The following is a 22,321-nucleotide window of genomic DNA, read 5'->3' on the forward strand; positions in this document are numbered from 1 at the left end:
TGAGTACGGAAGAACTTATGCGTCCAGATAAATGGACACCTGTTTTTGTATTATTAGGGTAGATCATAGGAGGAGTTACCGTGACTGAATGGATAACGTCAGGAAATTTAAAATATTATAATTTTGTGGATGCATTTCATGATTTAAAAAAGATTGACTGGAGACAGTATGCAAATTACGAGGTGGGCGATATTGTTTATATTTATTCATCTGGTGAAGAGCAGATGATCAGATTCAAATGTAAAGTAAATAAGGTTGATATCAAAGAGATTGAAATCGATGATCGCAAATACAATGTCGAAAGTAAATACGATGAGCCTTATGACAAATATACTGAGCTCGAAATGGTTGAGGAATATAATACCAGCTTATATTCACGTTTAGCATTAGAAAAATTGGGTTTTAGAGCACCTCAAAAAGCAATAACTGTAAAGCCTGAAATCAAAGAATACCTAGACATTGTATCAATACTTCTAAATGCGGAAGAAATGGAGCCGGATAAGCACGATGGATCATATGAGCTAATGAGAACAACCATCAATGCATATGAGAATATGAAGGATTTAAGCGATCTTGATTATGAGGACTTAAATTTAGTTTATTTGATGTGTGTAGGGACATGGAAACTTAGCATAGCAAAAAGGGAAGAAAGAATAGATGCTAGCCATTTGCCTGCGGATCAAAAAGATGTTTTGAAAAGAAAACTGCGGGAAATATGGGGAAATGCCGATAATCGTAAATATGAGAACAGAGAAAATGATGCTCAAAGCATAGGAATGTTTGGAACAGGATTTTATTCTTTTATGAATAAAACTGATGTATCATCCGTACATAATTTCGTTAGAATGTGTATCAGTATCATGCATATGCAGGATGACGATAGGATTTTTGAACGTTGTAAAGAAGTTTTCAATGATGAATTTAAAGGAATGGGTGCGGCAGCTGCATCTCAAGTTTTGCATTGTTTAAAACCTACAGTATTTCCAGTCCTCAACGCTAATAGTGGTTATGATAATATTTATGAATATCTTGGTGTAAAGTTGGATAACAAAGGTTCTATACAAAGTTACATTGATAATTGTCGTGCCATAAAAGAATTCAGAGACAGCAATTTTACAATCAAGAACTACCGCATTTTTGACAATGCTGCAAGACAACTGGGAGCAGGTATGACTCATACGAATATTAATTACATATGGGTAATGGATTATCTTGAGAAAAACAGAGCGGTTCCTTACTCAAATCCAAATTTAGCTACTGATGAAGAAGAGAAGGAAAGATTGCTCACAGTTAAAGCAAATGGCCAACGAGTAAAAGCGGAATTACAGAAAATGGCCAAGCTCTGTGCTGAAAAGTTTAATTTAAATAAGTGTGAAACAATACAATGGCTAGATGGTTCAAATACAAAAACAAGAAATTATCTGTGGGCGCAGCTTAAATATAGTGAATACGCAAAGCGACCTGAAAGCATATCTATATTTGTAGATATGTCTGAAGTGACAAACCACGCTAGATTCCGTTTTAGTCTTGAGCTTAAAAATGATGGATCAGATAAGTCTGTAGTCGCAAACTACCATAGACATTTAGACATTCTTATCAGTGCCAATAGCTCATTGAGCTATGTTTCAGGCAGCAATGAATTCGGAAGACCAGAAGTGCTAGAAGAAGATGTAGAAACAATCAAATCAAAGATTGCTGACGGTACATACAAGAAGGTTCAGATTTGCAGCATTGTGGAATACGATGAAGAGATTACAAACGATGACATTGAAGCATCAATGCTCAAAGGTGTTTCTGAACTTATTCCTTACTATGAGCACGTCCTTGGAATTGATAAGCCAACTAATGAATATTGGCCATCAATTGAAGAGTATACTCCTGGCATCACGACAGAACAGTGGGCTACTATGCTTAGAAATTCTTACATCATAAAACCGGAGTATCTGGATCTGCTTGCAAAGATTATGGAGCAAGGTGGAGAATCAACTTGTGCTCATTTGGAAGAGCTCTACGGTGGAAAGCAAGGTGCGTACAATGCATATGGAAGAAGCATAGGTCAGGCCGCAATGAAATATACAGGATGTGACTGTATACAAGAGGATGGCACAACAAGATATTATACAATTCCATTTGTAGGGAAATACGTAGAAGAAAACGGAAATGTAAGATACTCATGGAAAATCAGAGAAGAACTAAAGGAGGCGTTAGAAGGTATGGATTTATCAGCAATTAATATAGAAGAAAATGATGTAGAGTCATTAGAGTTTGATAAAAACATGATTCTCTATGGCCCTCCTGGAACAGGTAAAACATATAATACAGTAAATTACGCTGTGGCAATCTGCGAAGGATTATCTCTCGAAGAAGTTTGCAGTAAACCATATGATGAGGTTTTTGATAAGTACAATAAGCTCAAAAAGGCTGGAAGAATTGCATTTACAACGTTCCATCAGTCTTACGGCTATGAAGAATTTATCGAAGGAATAAAGCCTGTAATGGATTCTAGTGAAGAGTCGAGTGCTATTTCATATATGATAAAAGATGGTGTTTTCAAGGATTTTTGTGACAAAGCAAGCAAAGTATCAGTCGATATGAAAACGACTATTTCAAATGTTTCATTCCAAGTTAATGAAGATTCAAAACTGTGGTGCATGATTTTGGGTGGAAGTGAGTCGCCAGAACTTGCTGCCAAGTGCTTTGAAGAAGGAACCATTAGAATTGGCTGGAGTGCTGCTCCTGAAAGGATAACGGAGGAAGAAAAATCATTAAATGATAAAGAAAGAAGAATGCTTCTTAATTTCCAGGATGAAATGGAAATTGGAGATGTCATTGTTACGAGAGCATCTGTATCTGAAATAAACAGTATTGGTATAGTTACAGGTGATTATGAATTTGATATTTCTTCTGATAGATATCCAAGAAAAAGAAAAGTTGATTGGATTTACAGAGGAGAACCAATTGATATTAGTGACTTAAACGGACAGGTGAAGCTTGGAAGATATACGCTCTATCCGTTGAATCGTGTATCTATTGATGATTTGCTCAAGAGAATTCCTGGTGGGCCAATCATTGAGGAGAATAGACCATATGTATTTATAATTGATGAGATTAACCGTGGTAACATTTCTAAGATTTTTGGTGAGCTGATTACTTTGATTGAAACGACAAAGAGAAGAGGAGCAGATGAAGCTGCAGAAGTTATTCTGCCATACTCGAATACTCCATTCAGTGTGCCTGGAAATGTTTATATTATTGGAACAATGAATACAGCCGATAGATCCATTGCCTTAATGGATACTGCACTTCGCCGTAGATTTCAATTTGTTGAAATGATGCCGAATTCTGATGTCCTTAGAAAAATTGGTGCAGACATGCTCCAGGTCGATGGTGATGAACTTGATGTTGCTCAGATGCTCGATGTAATCAATCAGCGTATTGAGTATTTATATGACAGAGAACACACAATAGGACACGCCTTCTTTACAGGATTGGTGTTTGAACCAACAATTGAAAAACTTGCATGTATCTTTAGAAAGTCTGTTATTCCTTTATTACAGGAATACTTCTACGAGGACTATAGCAAAATTATGATGGTTCTTGGAGATAACGGTAAGGACAATGATGAGTATAAATTCATACTTGCAAAGGAAATTAAACCAAACTCTATTTTTAGAGGAGACAATTCAGATGTTGATATTCCGGATTATTCCTATGAAATCCAGGAATCAGCGTTTATGAATATCAATAGCTACATACAGATTATGGGCTAGGAAAAGTGGTGAGAACGTGAATAAACTCATTGAAGTGAAAGAGTTCGATACTCTTATTGGCAATGAAGAATTTAACGATAAATACACATGTGTAGATGAGGATACTTTTGCTGATCTCCTTGAGTTCATTCATGCTTTTGACTCGGATTCAGAAGAGTCGGATGTGCTCGATTTTATAAAGATTGGATATCGTCGAAATATCGGTGAAACCGTAACTTTCAAGAATTATGTTGGACTCATCCAGATGAAAAATGATTGTCAGATCCAGGTGCTCCCAAAGATTGAATTCTTAAACGGAGAACAGGATGAAACAAAAAAAGTGTTCATTCGTATGTTAAGAAGCATGAAGGACTTTCCAAGCAAAGTATTTTCAAATGCGAATCTTAAAATGGATCGCATGAACCTATATGAGATTTTTATCAATATGTATTTGCAGGAAGTTAGACAACTTGTAAAACATGGGATTAAATCATCCTATATTGGAGTGGAAGATAACCTCAGCTTCTATAAGGGGAAGCTTCTTGTAAACGAGCATATAAAACATAATATGACTCATCAAGAGCGATTCTATGTTGGTTATGATGAATACCAGGTAAATCGTCCGGAAAACAGACTGGTTAAGTCAACATTGCTTAAACTTCATAGTATTACAACAAGTGCAGAAAACTCAAAAGCAATCCGACAGCTGCTTACTTCATTTGAGATGGTATCTCCATCAACAAATTATGATAAGGATTTCTCGCAAGTTGTAATTGACCGCAATACGAAGGATTATGAGATGCTGATGCAGTGGTCCAGAGTGTTTTTGAAAAATAAAAGCTTTACAACGTTTTCTGGAACAGAATCTGCAAGAGCATTAATGTTCCCAATGGAGAAAGTGTTCGAAGCATATGTTGCACAGAATCTGAAAAAAGCATTTTCAAAATATCACTGGGATGTGTCGGCACAGGACAGAGGGCATTATCTATTCAATAAACTCAATGGAGAAAGCTACAGGAAGTTTGCTCTTAGGCCAGACCTTGTTGTAACCAGGGATGATAAGAGTGTTGTTATTCTGGATACAAAATGGAAGAGTCTTATTAATGACAGAAGCAAGAACTATGGTATATCACAAGCGGATATGTATCAGATGTATGCATATTCCAAGAAGTATGCTACTTCGGAAATATGGCTGCTGTATCCTTTGAATGACGCTATGCAGGGACAAGATAATATTACATTCGATAGTGGCGACGGAGTGAATGTATCTTTATTCTTTGTTGACGTTGCGAGAATAGAAGAAAGTATGGAGAGACTGTTTTTGAGGTTATCAGATGTTTCTCAGAGGATGTTCTGACTCGTAATCTTATCTGTGACGAGCTAGAGTTTATCAATCAGGTGGCGAATTACGTGGTGGAATGCGATGGCGATATCTGTTTGAAGGGAGGAGAACCAGAAAAGATGATACGAGTATTAGAAGAAAAAGATATGGAGGTTGTATGTAATATTGTAAATGAGAATTGGAAAAATGTCTATTCCGGATATATCAATCCCCTATTATTAAATGAAGAAGGATGTGCGGAAAGAACAGGTCGATTAAAATTAGATTTTACTACCCGTAGGTTATCGGAATATGTGTGGGAAGAGCAGAACCAGGTGTTAGCGATGATATCTTTGGGAGATGCAGCAGATGCAGACATAGCTGGAGCATTTGAAATCTTCCGCCTTTATGTGGATTCTCAATTTCAAGGGAAAGGAATTGGGGGGATGCTTATTCATTTTGCGGAAGAAAAGGCAGAGGAACAAGGATATAAAGAGATTGCAATATGGGCGTTAAAAAGTAATGAGTATGCGGTCTCCTTTTATCAAAAGAGGGGCTATTGTGTCGATAGAGAGAAATGTTTAAATGAACCATATTTTACGATGGGGATACGGTTAAAGAAACATTTATGAGGAGTCAGATATCTCATTTCATAGAATCTGTTTGCGTTGTTATCGTGATATTGATTCGTTCAAGATATATGTGTCAGACATGGGGCTGCTTCTTGCCAAAAAGGATTTAGCGGCGAATGATATCCTCTATATGGTGGATGAAATCAATGACTTCAAGGGCGGGATGGCGGAAAACTATGTGAATATGCAGCTTACCATAAGTGGGTACAACACCTATTACTGGATGTCCGAACGCGGGGCAGAAGTAGACTTTGTGATTCAGAGGGATGAAAGGTTGATACCTATTGAAGTCAAATCGGCGGATAATACAAAAGCCAAAAGTTTAAAAGTCTATATGGATACCTACAAACCTGATTATGCTATCAAACTTTCTGCCAAGAATTTTGGCTTTGAGGACGGGAAAAAGACGGTTCCTCTTTATGCTGCATTTTGTATCTAAACGAAATGGAGTTAGTACTCCATCTGGTCAGAAATCGAACTCCTGAACTAGCCAGATGGAGTACTGGCAAATCATCAGATTTTTTTCATGCGTATTGCCATATATTGCTTTTCTGGCATACCGATCTTAATATTCCCCGAGTGGATTCCGGGAAGCTTTTGGATTGCCATATCCCATGTATCGATTAATTCGATTTCATAAGCGCAGCCCTTTGGCAGTTCATAGGTGCGGAAAGCCGGCCGAAAGAACCCGAAATAATATAAGTAATAAGAATGGTCGGATTCTTTGCACAGACAGGGGACATCCCAGTTCGCCTCGTGATTTTCCGGTGTGAGCTTTAACGGTGCGCAGCCCTCCGGGACGTCTGCCATAATATCTTTTAGGAATGCGATCCTGTCCGGGCAGGTTCCGTGAAGCCTGCCGCCGTGAGCCCACCAGATCTGTTCATGCTGAACATATACTTCTCCGTGGGAGAGGTATCCGCCCCGGATACAGCCTTCCCAGAAACGTCTTGTCATCTCCTCCCCTGTGATATTACCCCAGCCAAAGTTAATATTTCCTTCATAGGCGCATTCGTCTACCACGATCGGTTTCTGATACAGTTCTCTCCATTCGCTGACCGCTTCTGCAGTCTTGTATACGTCGATCCGTTGGATGCTGACATGGGTAATCCAGGGGCGCGTTTGGTCATAAAGCTCTACGCAGTTGTGAATAGAGCGCAGATGCCCGTAGGGGTCCCGGCACATGACGACACGGGCATATAATTCCCAGTCTTCCACAGATTTCCATGGAAGCAGGTCAAATTCGTTGGCAAGAGCCCACCACACATTCTTAAAATGGCACAGACGGCTTACGGCATATTTCAGATAAAAGACGTCGGTATCCCGGTCCATCTTGGAGAATCCCCATCTGTCATAAGGATGCAAAAGGATGACGTCCGCTTCGATTCCCAGTTCATCAAGCTGCCGGATACGTCTTTCAAGATTCTCCCAGAATACCGGATTGAAGCGCGTGAAGTCAAAACCATCCTTTTCATTTCCTTCAAATGCATAATATTCAGGGTCTGCCGTATTGTAGGTGTAGAATTTGGGGAAGATACACATCCTTACCTTATTGAAACAAGAATGCTTCAATGTCTCAAGGGTCTGTTCCTGTATCTTCGCGGGCTGGTTGACCCAGGCGTAACAGGTAGTGCCAAAGGGTTGGAAACGGGCGCCGTCTTCATACAGAAAATGAAACCTGTCTTCGTTGGTTGAAGAAGCTTTCGCGGCGGCGTGCGCGCGCACCTCATCCATCCGCAGTACACGTCCGTGATTCCCTTCTTGTGCGGGTACGCATTCACAGGTCAGGCTGATACCATGAAGCGCCGGGTCGTTGGATTCGGTGACGGCTCTCCAGATTCCAGGCTTTCCCGGCATAAAGCGGATCTTATATCTGCCGTTTCCGCAGTAGAAGCCATTGACTGTGAACTGCTCCGTATTGTTTGTAAATATGGCCTTCAGCCAAACATCCATATAGGGGTTGCCCTGCTTTGTTCCGGTTAAGTCCGATTCAAATATCTTATACTGTTCTGTCATGATTTATCTCCAATAGAGTGATTGATTAGTTCTGTCCGGAATGAATAGGAAATATTGATATCAGTCCGGCCTTCTATCCGGTCGATCAGCCGCTTTGCGGCAATAGCTGCCTTTTTGCCGTGGAATATACGGATCATTGGAACCGGCCAGGGCAGTAGTGTTTCTTCCGGAAGTTCATCAAAGCATACAATATCCAGATCTTTTGGTACGCATAGCCCAAGCTGCTGCGCTGCGCCTAAGATCCCTAAGGAAATCTGGTAGTTCTCTGTCAATACCGGCAGAGGCCTGCGCGAAAGGCTGTTGAGAAAAGCCTGTCCGCGGGTGCGTATCTCCCGGAGTTCTCCGGACAGCTCGAACATATGCCCTCTGATTCCCAAGCTGTCAGTGATTTGTTTGAATGCGCGCCGGCGTTCGGTAAAATTAAAATTATATTCTGCGCTGTGGCACAGATACCAGATATCTTGATGGCCGTGTCCGATCAGAAACTCCACTGCATCATTGACACCGCCGTAATTGTCAATAAGAAGATTATCCCCTGTAGGAAGACGGAGGTCACAGTCAAAAAGCATGAGGGGGATATCTGCTGTCTTGAGGAATTGCAGGCTATCAAAAGGGATATTCACAGCAAAGATGATGGCCCCTGCGATCTGCTTATTGGGAAGCTGCTCCAACAGAGCAGAAAAGGAGGCGGACGTATCATCACATGTGACAGATTGCAGGAGATAGCCGTGATTATTCAGTATACGGTACAATTCGGTGTAGGATTGTTTGAACAGACCATGGTCACTGGGAGAAGAAATCTCTGCACTGATCAACAAAATTTTATCAGGAAACATTTTATCCTCCTGACGGGAAAGTGTCTCCTGACAGGCGAGAATGGCTTCGCGTGTTTTGGGATTGACTCCCGGGCGGCCATTTAGCGCCAGAGAAACGGTGGCAGGAGATATTCCCAGACGTTTTGCGATTGCCCGGCCAGTTATCTTAGATTCTTCCATATTTCATGTGACCTCCTTTTATGTACGTGAAGCAACGGGCCTACGCGAACGCGGCATGAATGCACACCTGGCCGCTGCCACAGGCGGGCCTGCGCGGCGCGGCCTGCATGATTTGGCCGCTGCTTCGTAATTTACTATGATATCGAGCGCTTTAATCGAATGCCGATATATTGCCTGCCGGGAAGGGGCAGCTCAAAGCGGCCTCTGTAACGGCCGCATCTGTTTATTGTCATATTCCAGGTATCAATGATCTCAACATCGAACCAAGTAGTATCATCGATCCATATCTGCCGGAAAGACGGCCGCCATATGCTGAAATAGAAGAAGTAATACTGGCCGTTGAAAGCCGGGTCGGCAGGTATTGCAACATCATCATCCCATTGAAAATGAATATCATCCCGCAGGCTTCCAAGGCATAGCCCGCCGCCAGGGACATCCTTCATGAAATCAAGCATGAACCCGAATCTTTTGGCGCTTTCTCCCTTTAGTTTTCCACCGTGCGCCCACCAGATAATATTATCATCACTAAGGATCGTCTCGCTGTGGCCGCAGTAACCGCCGCGGATCAGGGATTCCCATGCCCGGCGGACTAATTCTTCCGGGGTGAAGTTGCCCCAACAATGGGGAAAATTGCCTTCATATCCGACTTCATCCCAGATCACGGGTTTGCCGAAACGATTCCGGAGCTCGTCGGTGTATTCCGTAGTCTTGTGATGATCCTCCCGCTGGCAGCTGCAATGGGTGATCCAGGGCCGTTTGTAATTAAAAAAGGCCTCACAGTTATGTATGGATATAAGATGGCGGTAAGGATCTGCTGCCTGAAGGGCAGTTCCAAGCTGCTCCCAGTCGTCTGTGGTGAGGTGGCGCAAAAGTTCATATTCGTTTGCCAGCGCCCACCATACATTACGGAAAGCGCCGTACCGGGCGGCGACATAACGCAGGTACAGCAGATTCTCTTCCATGGACATGGTTGAAAAGCCCCAACGGTCGTAAGCGTGGAAAAGAATCAGGTCTGCTTCGATACCCAGCTCCATCAGCCGCCGGATAATATTGTCATAGCGCCTAAAGAAAGCCGGATTAAAACGCTCAAAATTCCAGTGATTCCCAGGCGCAGCGCCATTGTAGTCATTAAAGTTCTCGCGGGTCAGGAAACTGGCGTCCATGGGAATCCCCTCATAAGGAAAGACCGGCGGGTCCTGCAGGCAGAAATCGTAATGTTTTGGCATGAGGCAAAACCGCATTTTATTGAAATATCCCTTTTCCAGTTCCTGAAAAGTCTGCTCGATGATCTCGGTTTCCTGAAGGGCAAATGAATAGCATGTGGTGCCGCAGGAGTGATGCGGTGTGCCGTCCTGATGCTCAAGATAGAACCGATTCGCAGCCCGCACAGGGCCGTGGCTATTTTTTGAGGGCGGTATGGCCGTGAATCGCCCAGAGAAGGTTTCCGGACTAAAGCTGCCGGAAACTTCATAAGTATATTCACCTTCATAGGAGGGCATGAACCGGATTCGGTAGATGCCGTTTCCATCATAAAAACCGTTTACGGTCAAGGTTTCCTTTTTATGATAAAATATACCATGTATTTCATAATCAGTAAAGGGGTTTCTTTCTTGCCTTCCCTGCAGGGCAAGCTCAAATACATCCCATTTTTCAACTTGCGTCATCGCAATGGCTCCTTTCTGCTTTTTTTAACCTAAGCGCCATATAAGGTTTCCCGGGGAGTGGAACGGTAAATTCTCCGCGCCGTTTTCCCAGATGTGTTACGGTCATATTCCAAGTATCCAGTATGTCTATTTCAAACCAAGTCTCATCATCCATATGGAAGCGGCGGAATAGAGGCGCCATAAAGCTGAAATAGACCAGATAATAGCTGTGTTCTTCCGCCAGCGGGCTGTCCGGCACGGCAGCGACCTCATCCCAGTTCAGATGGATGCTTTTCAGGCCATGTCCGCCGGGTATGTCTGCAAGTACCTGTGACAGGAAAGCCAGTCTGGGCGGACATTCGCCATACAGCGTTCCGCCATGGGACCACCAAATCCGGACATCCCGGTCTTTGGCGCTGCCGTCAGGAATGCGTTCAAGGAATGTCTCGCCATGTCCGGGATAGCCGCCGCGGCAGACAGCCTCCCAGCATCGTCTGGTCAGCTCCTTTCCGGTGAGATTGCCCCATCCATGCTGGAGATTACCTTCATAACAGATCTCGTCCAGTACCACGGGTTTTTTGTATTGTTCCCGCCATTTTTCGGTCATTTCGGAAGAAAGGTATAAGTCTGTGCGCTGGATGGAGCAGTGGGTGATAAAGTCCCGGGTATGGTCATAGAAGGCCTGGCAGTTATGGATGCTCAGAAGATGCCCATAAGGGTCCAGAGATTTGACCAGTCTGCCCAGCCGCTCCCAGTCCTCAAAAGTTTTCTGGGGCATAAGGTCATATTCATTTGCCATAGACCACCAGACATTGTGATATGCAGAAAAACGGGCGGCTATATAGCGGACATATCGCTCGTCCTGTTCGGGAGTCATGTCAGAAAAACCCCAGCGGTCATAAGGATGGAATAAAATAAGATCGGCCTCAATACCAGCTTTGGCAAGCTTTAAGATACAGTCTTCGAGCAGGCGGAAATACTCCGGATTAAAACGTTCAAAATCCCAGTGGTTTGTTTTGGCTGCAATTTCCCTGCCGCCGAGACAGGAACAGTTTGCCTGAGAAAAATTTTCTTCGGTCAATCCTGCGTTGTCACAGGGAGTCCCCTCAAAAGGAAAGCAGACGGGATCGTTTAAATTATAATCATAGTGTTTCGGGAAAAGACAGAAACGCAGTTTATTAAAACAGGTTCCCGCCATAGTTGCAAGGGTCTGCGTCCTTACCGATTCCTTCTGGAAAGTCCAAGCATAACAGGTCGTGCCAACAGGACGGTAAGGCGTGCCGTCGGCATAACGGAAGTGATAGGTATCCGCCACCCGGACCGGGCCATGGCAGCCGGGAACAGCGGGAAGAGAGGTAAAGGAACCATGGTAGGCCTGTTTGGAGAAGCTGCCGGAAACGGAGAAAGTATAAAGGCCTTCATATGACGGCATAAAACGGATGCGATAGATGCCGTCCCCGTCATAGAAGCCGTCTAAAGTAACGGTTTCCTGCTCTCCGCAACGGCGGCGCAAGGAGCTGCATGGAATCCCGAACTGGCCCGTGAGATCGGAGAGGCCCAGGGGAGGGAGTGTAAGAACCAGCAGGTGGACATCATCCTCCGTCCAGGCGTCAACATGAAACGAAGCCCGCTGTGCGGGAGGAACTTTGAATACTATTCCGAGGACCCCTGGCTTTCCTCAGAACTGGGGGCGGCATACATTAACGGAGTCCAGAGCCAGCATGTGGCGGCAAACCTGAAACATTTTGTCTGCAATAATCAAGAGTATGAGCGTATGACGACTAATGCGGTAGTGGATGAACGGACGTTCAACGAGATGTATCTGCGGGTGTTCCAGCTTGTTCTCCAGAAGTCTGACCCATGGACAGTGATGACTTGCTATAACAAGGTAAATGGCAAATGGGTTCATCAGAACAGGGAGATCATGGATAAGCTGCGCAAAGAGTTCGGCTATGACGGCCTTGTCATGTCTGACGCGTTCGCGGTCCATTATCGGGAAGATAAGATAGAAGGGCATCTGGCAGGCCTGGATGTGGAACTGGCCGAGGAAGACAATCACAGCCATCTGCTCTGGGATGCGGTCAACAATGGGGATATGCCGGAGGGCGCACTGGATCAGATCGCTTACCATGTGGTGGACTGTTATTACAAGATTCATGACGGCGGCGAGATTCCCACGGTAGATTTGAAGGCACATCATGCGCTGGCACGCCGGGCGGCAGCAGAAGGGGCGGTTCTTCTGGAGAATGACGGCGTACTGCCTCTTGATCAGAATGTGGAAGGGCTGGCAGTTATCGGCGGATTCGCCAAAGCGCCGTGTTATATGGGCGGCGGCTCGGGTCATATGAACGGGCATACACTGGATATTCCCTATGATGAGATTGTTCGACTGACAGGGGTGGGGGAGATTCCTTATGCGGCAGGCTATCAGATCAATGCAGGTTTCCCGCCGGAGGATACGCCTCGTCCGGATTTGATTACGGAGGCAGTAGAGACGGCTAAAAATGCAGGGATCATCATTTTATTTACCGGATATCCCTACGGTGTGGAATCGGAAGGCTATGACCGTACGGATCTTTTTCTTCCGAAAAGCCAGCGGGATCTGCTGGACGCTGTCCTGGAGGTGAACACCAACGTAATACTGGTGATCAATACCGGTGCGCCGGTGGATATTACCGCCTATAATAAGAGGGTGAGGGCCGTGCTGCAGGGCGGCTATGCAGGAGAGGCATCCGGAGGCGCCACGGTCGATGTGTTGTTCGGTCTGGCGGAACCCGGCGGGCGGCTTCCGGAAACCTATCCCTGCCGTCTGGAGGATACGCCTTCCTATCTGAGTTTCCCGCATTATCCGGATACGGTGCCGGATGTGGCATACGGAGAAGGTGTGTATATCGGGTATCGTTGGTATGACGCAAAGAAACTGGATGTGGAATACCCGTTCGGGTATGGCCTGTCTTATACGTCCTTTGCCTATAGCGATATTCATCTGGATAAGAGCGGAATGAGTGTAAATGATAACGTGACCGTCAGCTTTATCGTGAAAAATACAGGCAGCCGCGCCGGCTCGGATGTTGCACAGGTCTATGTACGGGATGTGGTTTCCAGTATCAATCGTCCGGTAAAAGAGCTGAGGGGATTTCGCAAGGTTTATCTGAAACCCGGCGAGGAGCAGGAGGTTTCCGTTACTTTGGACAGAAGAGCCTTTGAGTGCTATACGCCTGCATTACATAAATGGGTAGTAGAAGGCGGCGAATATGAAATCCTGGTGGGACGAAGCTCTCGGGAAATCCTACTGACGGCGTCTATTATGGTGGATTCTGCGGAAGCAGTCAAGCGTTTCAGCCCACAGGCGCAAGTGGGACATTTTGTCAAGGAACCACAGTTTAAGGAGGCGTTGTCTACGGCCAGCAAGGCGGTACAGGAATTCTTTGACCCTGACAAAAATCCGATTCTTCCTTTGGGATTGGCAATTCCTTTTGGACAATTCGGGGATGCCGATTTGGGACAGGGCAAGCTTAATCAGGAACTAATCCAGAATGTAGTAAGCAGGCTCAATGTGAAAGACAACAGTCTTGAACTTCCTTCCAAGCTGGTTCAGCAGGTAGTGAGTACGCTCAATGAGGGAAAGGAATAAAACATACGAGGAGGGAACCAATATGCAAATCTTAAAGCATGAACCAAGTTATTATCAGACGACAGCCTTCAAATGGAGGCAGCGTATCGGATTCGGTATCAGTGATTATGCCTGTAATCTGGCATATTTGCTGGCGAATACTTATTTGCTGTTTTATTATACGAACTGTGCCGGCATCGATCCGGTTCCGATTGGGGTCATGTTTGTTGTCACGAAGTTCATCGATGCTTTCACGGATTATATGGTAGGCGCATTGATTGATAATACGGATACTAAGATGGGAAGGTACCGGCCGTGGATGATGGCAGGCGCGCCTGTACTGGCTGTAGGAATGGTGCTTCTGTTTTCTGTCCCTGTCAGTTGGGGCGCAGGTGCGAAGCTTGCCTGGGCTTATGTTACCTACATTATTTTCTCCTTTGGATATACGCTAGTGAACATCCCCATGGCTCCGATTGTTACGGCTCTGTCGGCAGACCCGGCTGAGCGTACCAAGATCGCGACGACCCGTACCGTGTTTTCCAACTTGGGGTCGCTGACGTCTTCCCTGTTTGTGCTGCCTATGATATACTTTTTTGCCGGCTCTAAGGATGCGACGGGCCAGGCGCTGGCAACTGGATACCGCAATACGAATATCGTGCTTGGCGTTATCGTGATTGCGATCATCTCTGCCTGTGTATTTAGCGTTGCTGAAATCAACCCGCCGACGAAATCCCAGGAAAAGACGTCAATCTTGAAAGATTTGGGCAATATGTTCAAGAACAAATATTATATCATGATACTGGGGCTTATATTCTTCCTGTTTCTGGGGTATCTGGGCATGTATGGCGCAATGCAGTATTATTATACATATATTATCGGCAATACGAGTACGATGAGCCTTGCGTTATCACTGCTGACGGTTCTGGCGATTCCGACCATGCTGGTTTCTGCAATCCTTAACGGGAAAGGGATTTCCAAGATTAAGCTGATGCAGTTTGGCGCCATTGTGGATTGCGTAGGGTATCTGATATTGTTTATAACATCTAATGCCGGCATTGCTACAGCGGCGCTAGCCCTGATCGGCCTGGGATTTGGTTTCAGGCAGAGTATGTATTTTTCTATGCTGCCTGACGTATTTGACTATACGGAATGGAAGTGCGGCAAGAATATGGGCGGTACTCAGAATGCAGTAAACGGGTTTGTGAATAAGCTGTCATCTGCTTCTGCATCGGCTATCATCTCTGCATTGTTGGCATGGAGCCATTATCAGGAGAATATCCCTGCAATGGATGCGGCGCTTGCAGCCGGTGAAAGCCTGAAAGAGGCATTCCCGGTCACGATCGGCGCGCTGAATTTTGCTTTTGGCGGACTGTCTCTGGCAGCAACGATTGTGTGCGTGTTGGTCATGCTTCCATATGATCTGGATAAGAAATATCCCCAGATTCGTGCGGAGCTGGATGCAAGGCAGAAAAAGAACGATTAACAGGAATGGCGCTTGACAAGATGAGTAGCAATTTCAATCTTGACAGGCGCCGTTTCCTTTTTCTCAATCAGATTGATCAGGCGTTTGGCAGCCATTTGACCCATTTCCCGCTTAGGTACATGGACGGTGGTCAGGCTTGGCTCTACGATATTGCTAAATTCGATATTGTCGAACCCGACGATTGCAATGTCATCCGGAATCCGGTAGCCTTTTGCCTTGAACGCGCGCATCGCTCCGACGGCAATCAGATCATTATCTGCGAAGTAGCACCGCGCCGATTCTTCCCCTTGTTCCAGTATCTCTGCCATATCGGAAAAGGCGCCTTCGATAGAGGGCGTCAGCCTATGGACGATGGATTTGGAGGCTGACATCCCTCCAAAGCGAATTGCATTGTAGAATCCGGATGCCCGTTCTTCAAAGTTCCCGATCGGATAGGAGGAACGCAGATACCCCGGCTGCTGTCTGGTGCGTTTGATCAGATAGGATGTGGCGAGATATGCCCCTTGTACATTGTTGATCAGGACGTAGTTGGTCTGTACCGTCTCGAAATAAGTATCCAACAGGACGATGGGAAGGGGGACGGCCTTGAATATCCGAAAGTCCTCTGCGCTCATCTCCGTACCGAGCAGGATGATGCCGCAGCAGTCGGAATACTGGATATCTCCGACCTGTTCCTCCAGGGTTTCTCCGTCGTCGTACACATAGCGGATGTTCATCTTATAGCCGTTTTCCTTACAGCTTTCGCTGATTCCGTCAGATAATTGGGAGAAGAACGGAGTATCTGTGACAACTGCGCCATGTTTTTTATAGATAACGAAATATATATTCCCTCCTGCCTGTTTCTTCACAGAAAGGCGGGAAAAATCATATCCGTTTTTTTCTGCTTCATCTAAAATCAACTGCCGGGTTTTGCGGCTGACCCCGGGCTTATTGTTCAGCGCCATGGAGACTGCGGCGGCGGAAACGCCTATTTTTCTGGCTAATTCTTTTGCGGTAATGCTCATTGCGGTATCCCTCTCAGATTAAAATGTTTTACCTGTGTGGTTGAAATCCGTTATCACTACACTAGTGTGCTGTCTGCATTATATCTGGCGAAACTCCGCAGGATATTCGTTCATCTGCAAGGCGGATTTTCGACGGCGTAGCGGTGGCTACGGCTAGAAAATCCAACGCGGCAGATGGGCGAATAGACAAGGAGGTTTGACTGAATATAATGCAGACAGCACACTAGGGTGTATCTTTTAAATTGAGTATAACGGATAAGTATAAAATATACAAGAATTAAGTGATAAATTAAGATAAAAATACTTAATAAGTTGGAGAAATTTAGTAAATGATAAGCTATAATTTGGGCAAGAAGTTAAGAACAGGAGGAGATAGAAATGGTAAGTATGAAGCTTGGTTATGCGCCCACAAGAAGGAGCATTTTCAGTGCGCCGGACGCGATCAAGTACCGAGGTTTGACCGCGGACAGATTAAGGGAACTGGGAATTGATTTTGTTGACATTGATGATATCAATGAAGAGGGACTTCTGTACGATGACAATGATGTGAAGAAGATTGCGGCAAAGTTCAAGAGCGAGGGCGTTGACGGGTTATTCCTGCCCCACTGTAACTTCGGAACAGAATATGTCTGTGCCAGACTTGCGAAGGAGTTGAATGTGCCGGTGCTTCTGTGGGGGCCGTTGGATGAACGGCCGGATGAGAATGGGGTCCGGTTAAGGGATACCCAGTGCGGGCTCTTTGCGACCGGAAAAGTATTGAGAAGGTTTCAGGTGCCCTTCACCTATATGACGAACTGCAGGCTGGATGATCCGGTGTTCGAGAGAGGGCTTCGTGATTTTCTTGCGGTATGCAATGTGGTGAAGACCTTTAGAAGTATCCGTATTCTCCAGATTTCCACACGTCCCTTTGACTTCTGGACTACTATGTGCAACGAAGGGGAATTGCTTGAGAAGTTTCAGATTCAGCTCGCCCCAATTCCAATGACGGAGCTGACCGAGAAGATTAGAGCTGTGAAGGCAGAGGATTTGAGGCTTAAAGAGATGATTTCTTATATCCATGAAACGATGGAGATTGAGATCAAGGATAACGAGGTGGAGAATGTGGCGGCGCTTGCGGTCGCGATGGAGGAGCTGGCCAGCCAATATGGGTGCCAGGCAGCAGCTATCCAGTGTTGGAATGCCCTGCAGACCGAGATTGGGATTATGCCTTGCGCGGCAAATGCAATCCTGAATGAGAAGGGAATCCCAGTGGTCTGCGAGACGGATATCCATGGGGCGGTGACAGCGCTTCTGGCAGAGGCGGCAGGTATGGGGGAAACCAGAACCTTTTTCGCAGACTGGACGATCCGCCATCCGGATATCCCGAATGGCGAATTGCTGCAGCACTGTGGGCCATGGCCTATGTCTGTGGCACAGCAGAAGCCGAGGCTTACGTATCCATTGGCATTTGACCATCCGGGCAGCCTGACTGCAGAAGCAAAACATGGCGATGTGACACTCTGCCGGTTTGACGGAGATAATGGTGAATACTCCTTGCTCCTTGGAAGGGCGAAGGGCGTAGACGGACCTAAGGGGATGGGAACCTATCTCTGGGTAGAGGTGGAAAATATCAAACGTCTGGAGGCCAAGATTGTAGAGGGGCCTTATATCCATCATTGTGTGGGAATCCATAAGGATATTGTTCCGGTTTTATATGAGGCATGTAAGTATATCGGTGTGAAACCGGATCTCTACGACCCGATTGAAGAAGAGGTGAAGGCTTATCTGAGAGGCGAGTGATTGGCTACGGCAGACAGATGGCCGGGATATCAATGGACTGGCTAAGATAGGCGGTTCGTAATGCATGCCCCTTGCGGGGCAGGTGGACTTAGGTTTGGAAACAGGAAATAAGAAAGGAAGGCTGCAATGAATTTAAAAGCATTATCGTATAAATTACGCCAGGATACCGTAGACCTGATTCGGGCAGGAAAGGCGGGACATATCGGCGGGGATATGAGTGTGATGGAGATCCTGACAGAATTATATTTTGACCAGATGAATATCAGTCCCGAGAATATGGATTCACCGGACAGGGACTATTTTGTAATGAGCAAGGGACATTCCGTGGAAGCGTATTATTCCGTGCTGGCGGAGAAGGGTTTCTTCCAAAAGGAAGAATTACATAAAACCTTCAGCAAATTCGGTTCCCGGTTTATCGGGCATCCCAATAACAAGCTGCCGGGAATTGAGATGAATTCAGGTTCTCTTGGCCATGGGCTTCCGGTCTGCGTGGGGATGGCGAAGGCAGGGAAGATGGACGGGCGAAATTGCCGTGTCTATACTGTGATGGGCGACGGTGAGCTGGCAGAAGGTTCTGTATGGGAGGGAGTCATGGCGGCCAGCCACTATAAGCTTGATAATCTCTGTGCGGTGGTAGACCGTAACCGTCTGCAGATTTCCGGGGGGACCGAAGAGGTGATGGCCCACGGCGACTTACATGGGAGGTTCAGAAGCTTCGGGTGGCATGTGATTGATGTAAAGGATGGAAATGACGTGGAGGAGCTTCACGCCGCATTTGAAGAAGCAAAGGCGGTAAAGGGAAAGCCCTCGGTCCTAATTGCAAATACAGTAAAGGGAAAAGGTTCTCCGGTCATGGAAAATAAGGTGAACTGGCATCATAAGGTTCCGTTGGATGAAGAGTATGCACAGATTATGAAGGATCTGAAAGCAAGAGAGGAGGCATTGGCATAATGGGAAAGACAGCGAATAAACAGGTGATTTGTGAAGTGCTGATGGAGGCTGCAAAAGAGGATCGAAGTATTGTGGCGTTATGCAGCGATTCGAGAGGAAGCGGTTCCTTTACGCCGTTTGCCGATACCTATCCGGAGCAGTTCGTAGAGACCGGGATTGCGGAGCAGAATCTGGTCAGTATTGCGGCAGGGCTTGCAAAATGCGGGAAGAAGGCCTATGCCGTATCTCCGGCATGTTTCCTGTCGGCCAGAAGTTATGAGCAGTGCAAGGTGGACGTGGCATATTCTGATACCAATGTCAAATTAATCGGTATTAGCGGCGGCGTCAGCTACGGCGCATTGGGCATGAGTCATCATTCAGCGCAGGATATCGCAGCTATGAGCGCTATTCCGAATATGAGGGTGTATCTGCCAAGCGACCATCTGCAGACAAAGAAGCTTACAGAGGCCTTGCTTGCGGATGAAAGCCCTGCCTATATCCGTGTAGGGAGAAATGCGGTAGACCCGGTTTATGATGAATATGAAGAAGCAGGTAAGGAGATTCCGTTTGAGCTTAACCGGGCTACGGTTGTAGTCGATAGGGCAAGGACAGGAAGTGTGGATGCAGCCGTGATTGCATGCGGCGAGATGGTAAAACCGGCGAAGGACGCCGCAAAGCTTCTGGCAGAGGATGGCATCTCTATCACGGTCGTAGATATGTACTGTGTAAAACCGCTGGATCGGGAAACGATCATCCGAGAGGCCGGGAAGGCAAAAGCTGTTGTGACCGTAGAGGAACACGCCCCGTTTGGCGGATTAGGCGCTATGGTCGCACAGGTAGTCGGTGAGCATTGCCCGAAGAAGGTAGTGAACATGTCGCTGCCGGATGCACCGGTGATTACGGGTACATCCAGTGAGGTGTTTGGCTACTATGGGTTGGATGCGGAAGGGATTGCAAAGAAGGTACGTGAGGCGCTTGCCTGATTTTTTGCAGAGCCAAAGGCCCGGATATAAGCAACGGCGTCTTTGGATAAGGATTATGGAGAAAGTCATATGGGTGATGAGAATATGAATAAGAAGTACTTGATTGGCATTGATCAGAGTACACAGGGAACGAAAGCGCTGCTGTTTGATGAAAACGGGAAGATGGTTCGCAGGGAAGATCTTCCCCACCGACAGATTGTAAATGAAGAGGGATGGGTGTCCCATGACCCGGAAGAAATCTATCAGAATACGCTGCGTGTGGTAAAGCAGCTTCTTATCAATCCCCAAGAGGGCGGGCTTAGGATCAATCCGGAGCAGATTGCCGGCGTCGGAATCAGTAACCAGCGGGAGACAGCCTTAATCTGGGATAGGCAGACGAAAAAACCGCTGGCAGACGCTGTGGTATGGCAGTGCTCCCGCTCACAGGCAATCTGTGATAGGATTGAAGAATCCGGTGATGGAGCGGTCATTGAACGGAAGACGGGGCTTACACTGTCGCCGTATTTTCCGGCATCGAAGCTTGCATGGCTGATTGAGAATGTAGAAGGAGCAGGGCAGAAGGCGCTAGAAGGAGCGCTTGGAATGGGAACCGTTGATACATGGCTGATTTATCGGCTCACGGGCGGTACTTCTTATAAGACAGAGTATTCCAATGCATCACGGACACAGCTTTTTGATATCTACAGGCTTAGGTGGGATGAAGAGCTATGCAGGATATTCGGGCTGTCACCGGAGTATTTACCGGAAGTGTGCGATTCGGACAGTTGCTTTGGAATGACGGATTTTGAAGGGCTCCTGCCTAAGGCTGTGCCGATCCATGGTGTGATGGGAGATTCCAATGCGGCTCTGTTCGGGCAGGGATGCATACGGCCGGGAATGATCAAGGCGACTTACGGGACAGGCTCTTCGATTATGATGAATACGGGAGCGACGCCGATCAGCAGTAAGAGCGGCGTTGTGACTTCGCTGGCATGGAAGCTTAATGGGGAAATCAATTATGTATTAGAGGGAAATATTAATTATACAGGAGCGGTCATTACGTGGCTTAAAGATGAAGTCCGGATGATCGACAGCCCAAATGAAACAGAAAGCTTATGCCGGTCGGCGAGACAGGATGATTCCTTGTATTTGATACCTGCATTCACCGGGCTAGGGGCGCCTTACTGGAACAGCCAGGCGAAGGGACTTTTGTGCGGTATTACAAGAACTACAGGGCGGGAAGAAATTGTGCGCGCTGCGGTAGAGAGTATTGCATATCAGATTATGGATATTGTGGAGACATTTTGCAAAGATACGGGAGATACTGTGACGGAACTCAGGGTAGACGGCGGCCCGTCGAAAAACAGCTATCTGATGCAGTTCCAAAGTGATTTGCTGAATACAAGGGTAAGCGTATCGCAGGCGGAAGAAATGTCCGGGATAGGGGCGGCATATGTGGCGGGGATTGCGCTTGGCCTCTACGATAAAAGGGTCATGGAGGAAATTGGCAGAAGTATTTATGAACCGAAAATGGAGCCTGAACTAAAAGTAAAAAAAGCAAGGGCTGGAAAGAGGCCGTTAAGATGATTTTATAATAATATCTCTTGACTTTAAGTGTACTTCAGGTTGTATGATAAAACTACCAATGAAAACAGATGCAAGGAGGAGTTTCACAATGAGCAAAGTATTGGTAGCATATTTCAGTGCAAGCGGAGTGACTGCGCAAGTGGCAGAGCGACTGGCAAAGGAGACAGGGGCGGACTTGTTTGAAATTGAACCGGAGATTCCATATACGGACGAAGATCTTGACTGGCAGGATAAGGGAAGCAGGAGTTCTGTGGAAATGAGCGACAGAGGATGCCGTCCTGCAATCCGCTCTAAGGTAGGGGATATGAATCAGTATCAAGTGGTATTTATCGGATTCCCGGTGTGGTGGTACAGGGAACCGTCTATTATTGATACTTTTATGGAAGCCTATGATTTTACGGGAAAGACGGTGATACCGTTTGCTACATCCGGCGGAAGCCCAATGGGAGAAGCCGGGAAAAATATGCAGGCTTTAGCGCCAGGGGCAAAAGTGGTGGACGGGAAACGTTTTGCGGCGAATGCTTTGTGTAAAACCCTTTCAGTGTGGGCGTCAGAGTGGATATAAGTAAAAAATGTCATTGCTGTTTTGAGAAAGGGCAAAACCTGG

15 protein-coding genes and 1 pseudogene are annotated in these 22,321 nt (G+C 46.2%); 11 read left to right on the forward strand and 5 right to left on the reverse strand.

All coding sequences use genetic code 11. The features are described from left to right. The first annotated feature begins 80 nt into the window (after positions 1–80). The 4 genes from AC6I3O_RS10415 to AC6I3O_RS10430 all read left to right on the forward strand — a co-directional run bounded on the left by AC6I3O_RS10415 (position 81) and on the right by AC6I3O_RS10430 (position 6,141). Entirely contained in the window at positions 81–3,770 is a 3,690-nt protein-coding gene (locus AC6I3O_RS10415) for a DUF8426 domain-containing protein (RefSeq protein WP_497850819.1), read from the forward strand. A 16-nt stretch (positions 3,771–3,786) separates the two neighbouring features. After that, a complete protein-coding gene (locus AC6I3O_RS10420) occupies positions 3,787–5,106 on the forward strand; it encodes an McrC family protein (RefSeq protein ID WP_497850820.1) in 1,320 nt (439 codons plus the stop codon). Positions 5,107–5,210: 104 nt separating this feature from the next. Next, positions 5,211–5,702: a GNAT family N-acetyltransferase gene (locus AC6I3O_RS10425; protein ID WP_497850821.1), complete on the forward strand. Its 492-nt coding sequence runs from the start codon at positions 5,211–5,213 to the stop codon at positions 5,700–5,702. A 31-nt stretch (positions 5,703–5,733) separates the two neighbouring features. After that, positions 5,734–6,141 carry a DUF4143 domain-containing protein gene (locus AC6I3O_RS10430; RefSeq protein ID WP_497850822.1) on the forward strand — a complete coding sequence of 136 codons (408 nt, stop codon included), beginning with the start codon at positions 5,734–5,736 and terminating at the stop codon, positions 6,139–6,141. Positions 6,142–6,215: 74 nt separating this feature from the next. Here the strand turns inward: AC6I3O_RS10430 and AC6I3O_RS10435 are convergent, their stop codons facing one another. From AC6I3O_RS10435 to AC6I3O_RS10450, 4 genes are all read right to left on the reverse strand, one after another. Further along, on the reverse strand, positions 6,216–7,718 hold the full coding sequence (locus AC6I3O_RS10435; RefSeq protein WP_497850823.1) for a DUF5605 domain-containing protein: 1,503 nt from the start codon (positions 7,716–7,718) through the stop codon (positions 6,216–6,218). Then, complete coding sequence (locus AC6I3O_RS10440; protein WP_497850824.1) at positions 7,715–8,713, reverse strand: LacI family DNA-binding transcriptional regulator; 999 nt, start codon at positions 8,711–8,713, stop codon at positions 7,715–7,717. The genes AC6I3O_RS10435 and AC6I3O_RS10440 overlap by 4 nt, the downstream gene beginning before the upstream one ends. 134 nt (positions 8,714–8,847) lie before the next feature. Continuing rightward, a complete protein-coding gene (locus tag AC6I3O_RS10445) occupies positions 8,848–10,377 on the reverse strand; it encodes a DUF5060 domain-containing protein (RefSeq protein ID WP_497850825.1) in 1,530 nt (509 codons plus the stop codon). Next, the gene (locus AC6I3O_RS10450; protein WP_497850826.1) at positions 10,364–11,869 is read right to left on the reverse strand and encodes a DUF5605 domain-containing protein; all 1,506 of its coding nucleotides are present in this window, start codon (positions 11,867–11,869) and stop codon (positions 10,364–10,366) included. The genes AC6I3O_RS10445 and AC6I3O_RS10450 overlap by 14 nt, the downstream gene beginning before the upstream one ends. Before the next feature lie 33 nt (positions 11,870–11,902). Here AC6I3O_RS10450 and AC6I3O_RS10455 point away from each other — a divergent pair, with 33 nt between their 5' ends. Both AC6I3O_RS10455 and AC6I3O_RS10460 read left to right on the forward strand, forming a co-directional pair. Further along, positions 11,903–13,990 (forward strand): glycoside hydrolase family 3 C-terminal domain-containing protein, encoded by a 2,088-nt coding sequence (locus AC6I3O_RS10455; protein WP_497853448.1) that lies wholly within the window; start codon positions 11,903–11,905, stop codon positions 13,988–13,990. Positions 13,991–14,012: 22 nt separating this feature from the next. Then, positions 14,013–15,452, forward strand: a complete 1,440-nt coding sequence (locus AC6I3O_RS10460; RefSeq protein ID WP_497850827.1) for an MFS transporter — start codon at positions 14,013–14,015, stop codon at positions 15,450–15,452. Here the strand turns inward: AC6I3O_RS10460 and AC6I3O_RS10465 are convergent. After that, positions 15,449–16,456 carry a LacI family DNA-binding transcriptional regulator gene (locus tag AC6I3O_RS10465; RefSeq protein ID WP_497850828.1) on the reverse strand — a complete coding sequence of 336 codons (1,008 nt, stop codon included), beginning with the start codon at positions 16,454–16,456 and terminating at the stop codon, positions 15,449–15,451. The genes AC6I3O_RS10460 and AC6I3O_RS10465 overlap by 4 nt on opposite strands. A gap of 378 nt (positions 16,457–16,834) precedes the next feature. On the opposite strand from AC6I3O_RS10465, the gene AC6I3O_RS10470 reads away from it, so the two are divergent. The 5 genes and pseudogenes from AC6I3O_RS10470 to AC6I3O_RS10490 all read left to right on the forward strand — a co-directional run bounded on the left by AC6I3O_RS10470 (position 16,835) and on the right by AC6I3O_RS10490 (position 22,279). Beyond that, positions 16,835–18,235 carry an L-fucose/L-arabinose isomerase family protein gene (locus tag AC6I3O_RS10470; RefSeq protein WP_497850829.1) on the forward strand — a complete coding sequence of 467 codons (1,401 nt, stop codon included), beginning with the start codon at positions 16,835–16,837 and terminating at the stop codon, positions 18,233–18,235. A gap of 126 nt (positions 18,236–18,361) precedes the next feature. After that, entirely contained in the window at positions 18,362–19,186 is an 825-nt protein-coding gene (locus AC6I3O_RS10475; protein ID WP_497850830.1) for a transketolase, read from the forward strand. Continuing rightward, positions 19,186–20,148: a transketolase family protein gene (locus tag AC6I3O_RS10480; RefSeq protein ID WP_497850831.1), complete on the forward strand. Its 963-nt coding sequence runs from the start codon at positions 19,186–19,188 to the stop codon at positions 20,146–20,148. The genes AC6I3O_RS10475 and AC6I3O_RS10480 overlap by 1 nt, the downstream gene beginning before the upstream one ends. Before the next feature lie 84 nt (positions 20,149–20,232). Beyond that, positions 20,233–21,722 (forward strand): annotated as a pseudogene (locus AC6I3O_RS10485) (FGGY-family carbohydrate kinase). A gap of 80 nt (positions 21,723–21,802) precedes the next feature. Further along, entirely contained in the window at positions 21,803–22,279 is a 477-nt protein-coding gene (locus AC6I3O_RS10490; RefSeq protein ID WP_497850832.1) for a flavodoxin, read from the forward strand. Positions 22,280–22,321: the final 42 nt, after the last annotated feature.

This window comes from Sporofaciens sp. St.21A7 (genome assembly GCF_059728535.1).

Bases quoted from the DNA above. Each gene is read 5' to 3' on its own strand.
- AC6I3O_RS10425 (WP_497850821.1), top strand. From the start codon at position 5,211: ATGATACGAGTATTAGAAGAAAAAGATATGGAGGTTGTATGTAATATT.
- AC6I3O_RS10435 (WP_497850823.1), bottom strand. From the start codon at position 7,718: ATGACAGAACAGTATAAGATATTTGAATCGGACTTAACCGGAACAAAG.
- AC6I3O_RS10440 (WP_497850824.1), bottom strand. From the start codon at position 8,713: ATGGAAGAATCTAAGATAACTGGCCGGGCAATCGCAAAACGTCTGGGA.
- AC6I3O_RS10445 (WP_497850825.1), bottom strand. From the start codon at position 10,377: ATGACGCAAGTTGAAAAATGGGATGTATTTGAGCTTGCCCTGCAGGGA.
- AC6I3O_RS10460 (WP_497850827.1), top strand. From the start codon at position 14,013: ATGCAAATCTTAAAGCATGAACCAAGTTATTATCAGACGACAGCCTTC.
- AC6I3O_RS10465 (WP_497850828.1), bottom strand. From the start codon at position 16,456: ATGAGCATTACCGCAAAAGAATTAGCCAGAAAAATAGGCGTTTCCGCC.
- AC6I3O_RS10470 (WP_497850829.1), top strand. From the start codon at position 16,835: ATGGTAAGTATGAAGCTTGGTTATGCGCCCACAAGAAGGAGCATTTTC.
- AC6I3O_RS10475 (WP_497850830.1), top strand. From the start codon at position 18,362: ATGAATTTAAAAGCATTATCGTATAAATTACGCCAGGATACCGTAGAC.
- AC6I3O_RS10480 (WP_497850831.1), top strand. From the start codon at position 19,186: ATGGGAAAGACAGCGAATAAACAGGTGATTTGTGAAGTGCTGATGGAG.
- AC6I3O_RS10490 (WP_497850832.1), top strand. From the start codon at position 21,803: ATGAGCAAAGTATTGGTAGCATATTTCAGTGCAAGCGGAGTGACTGCG.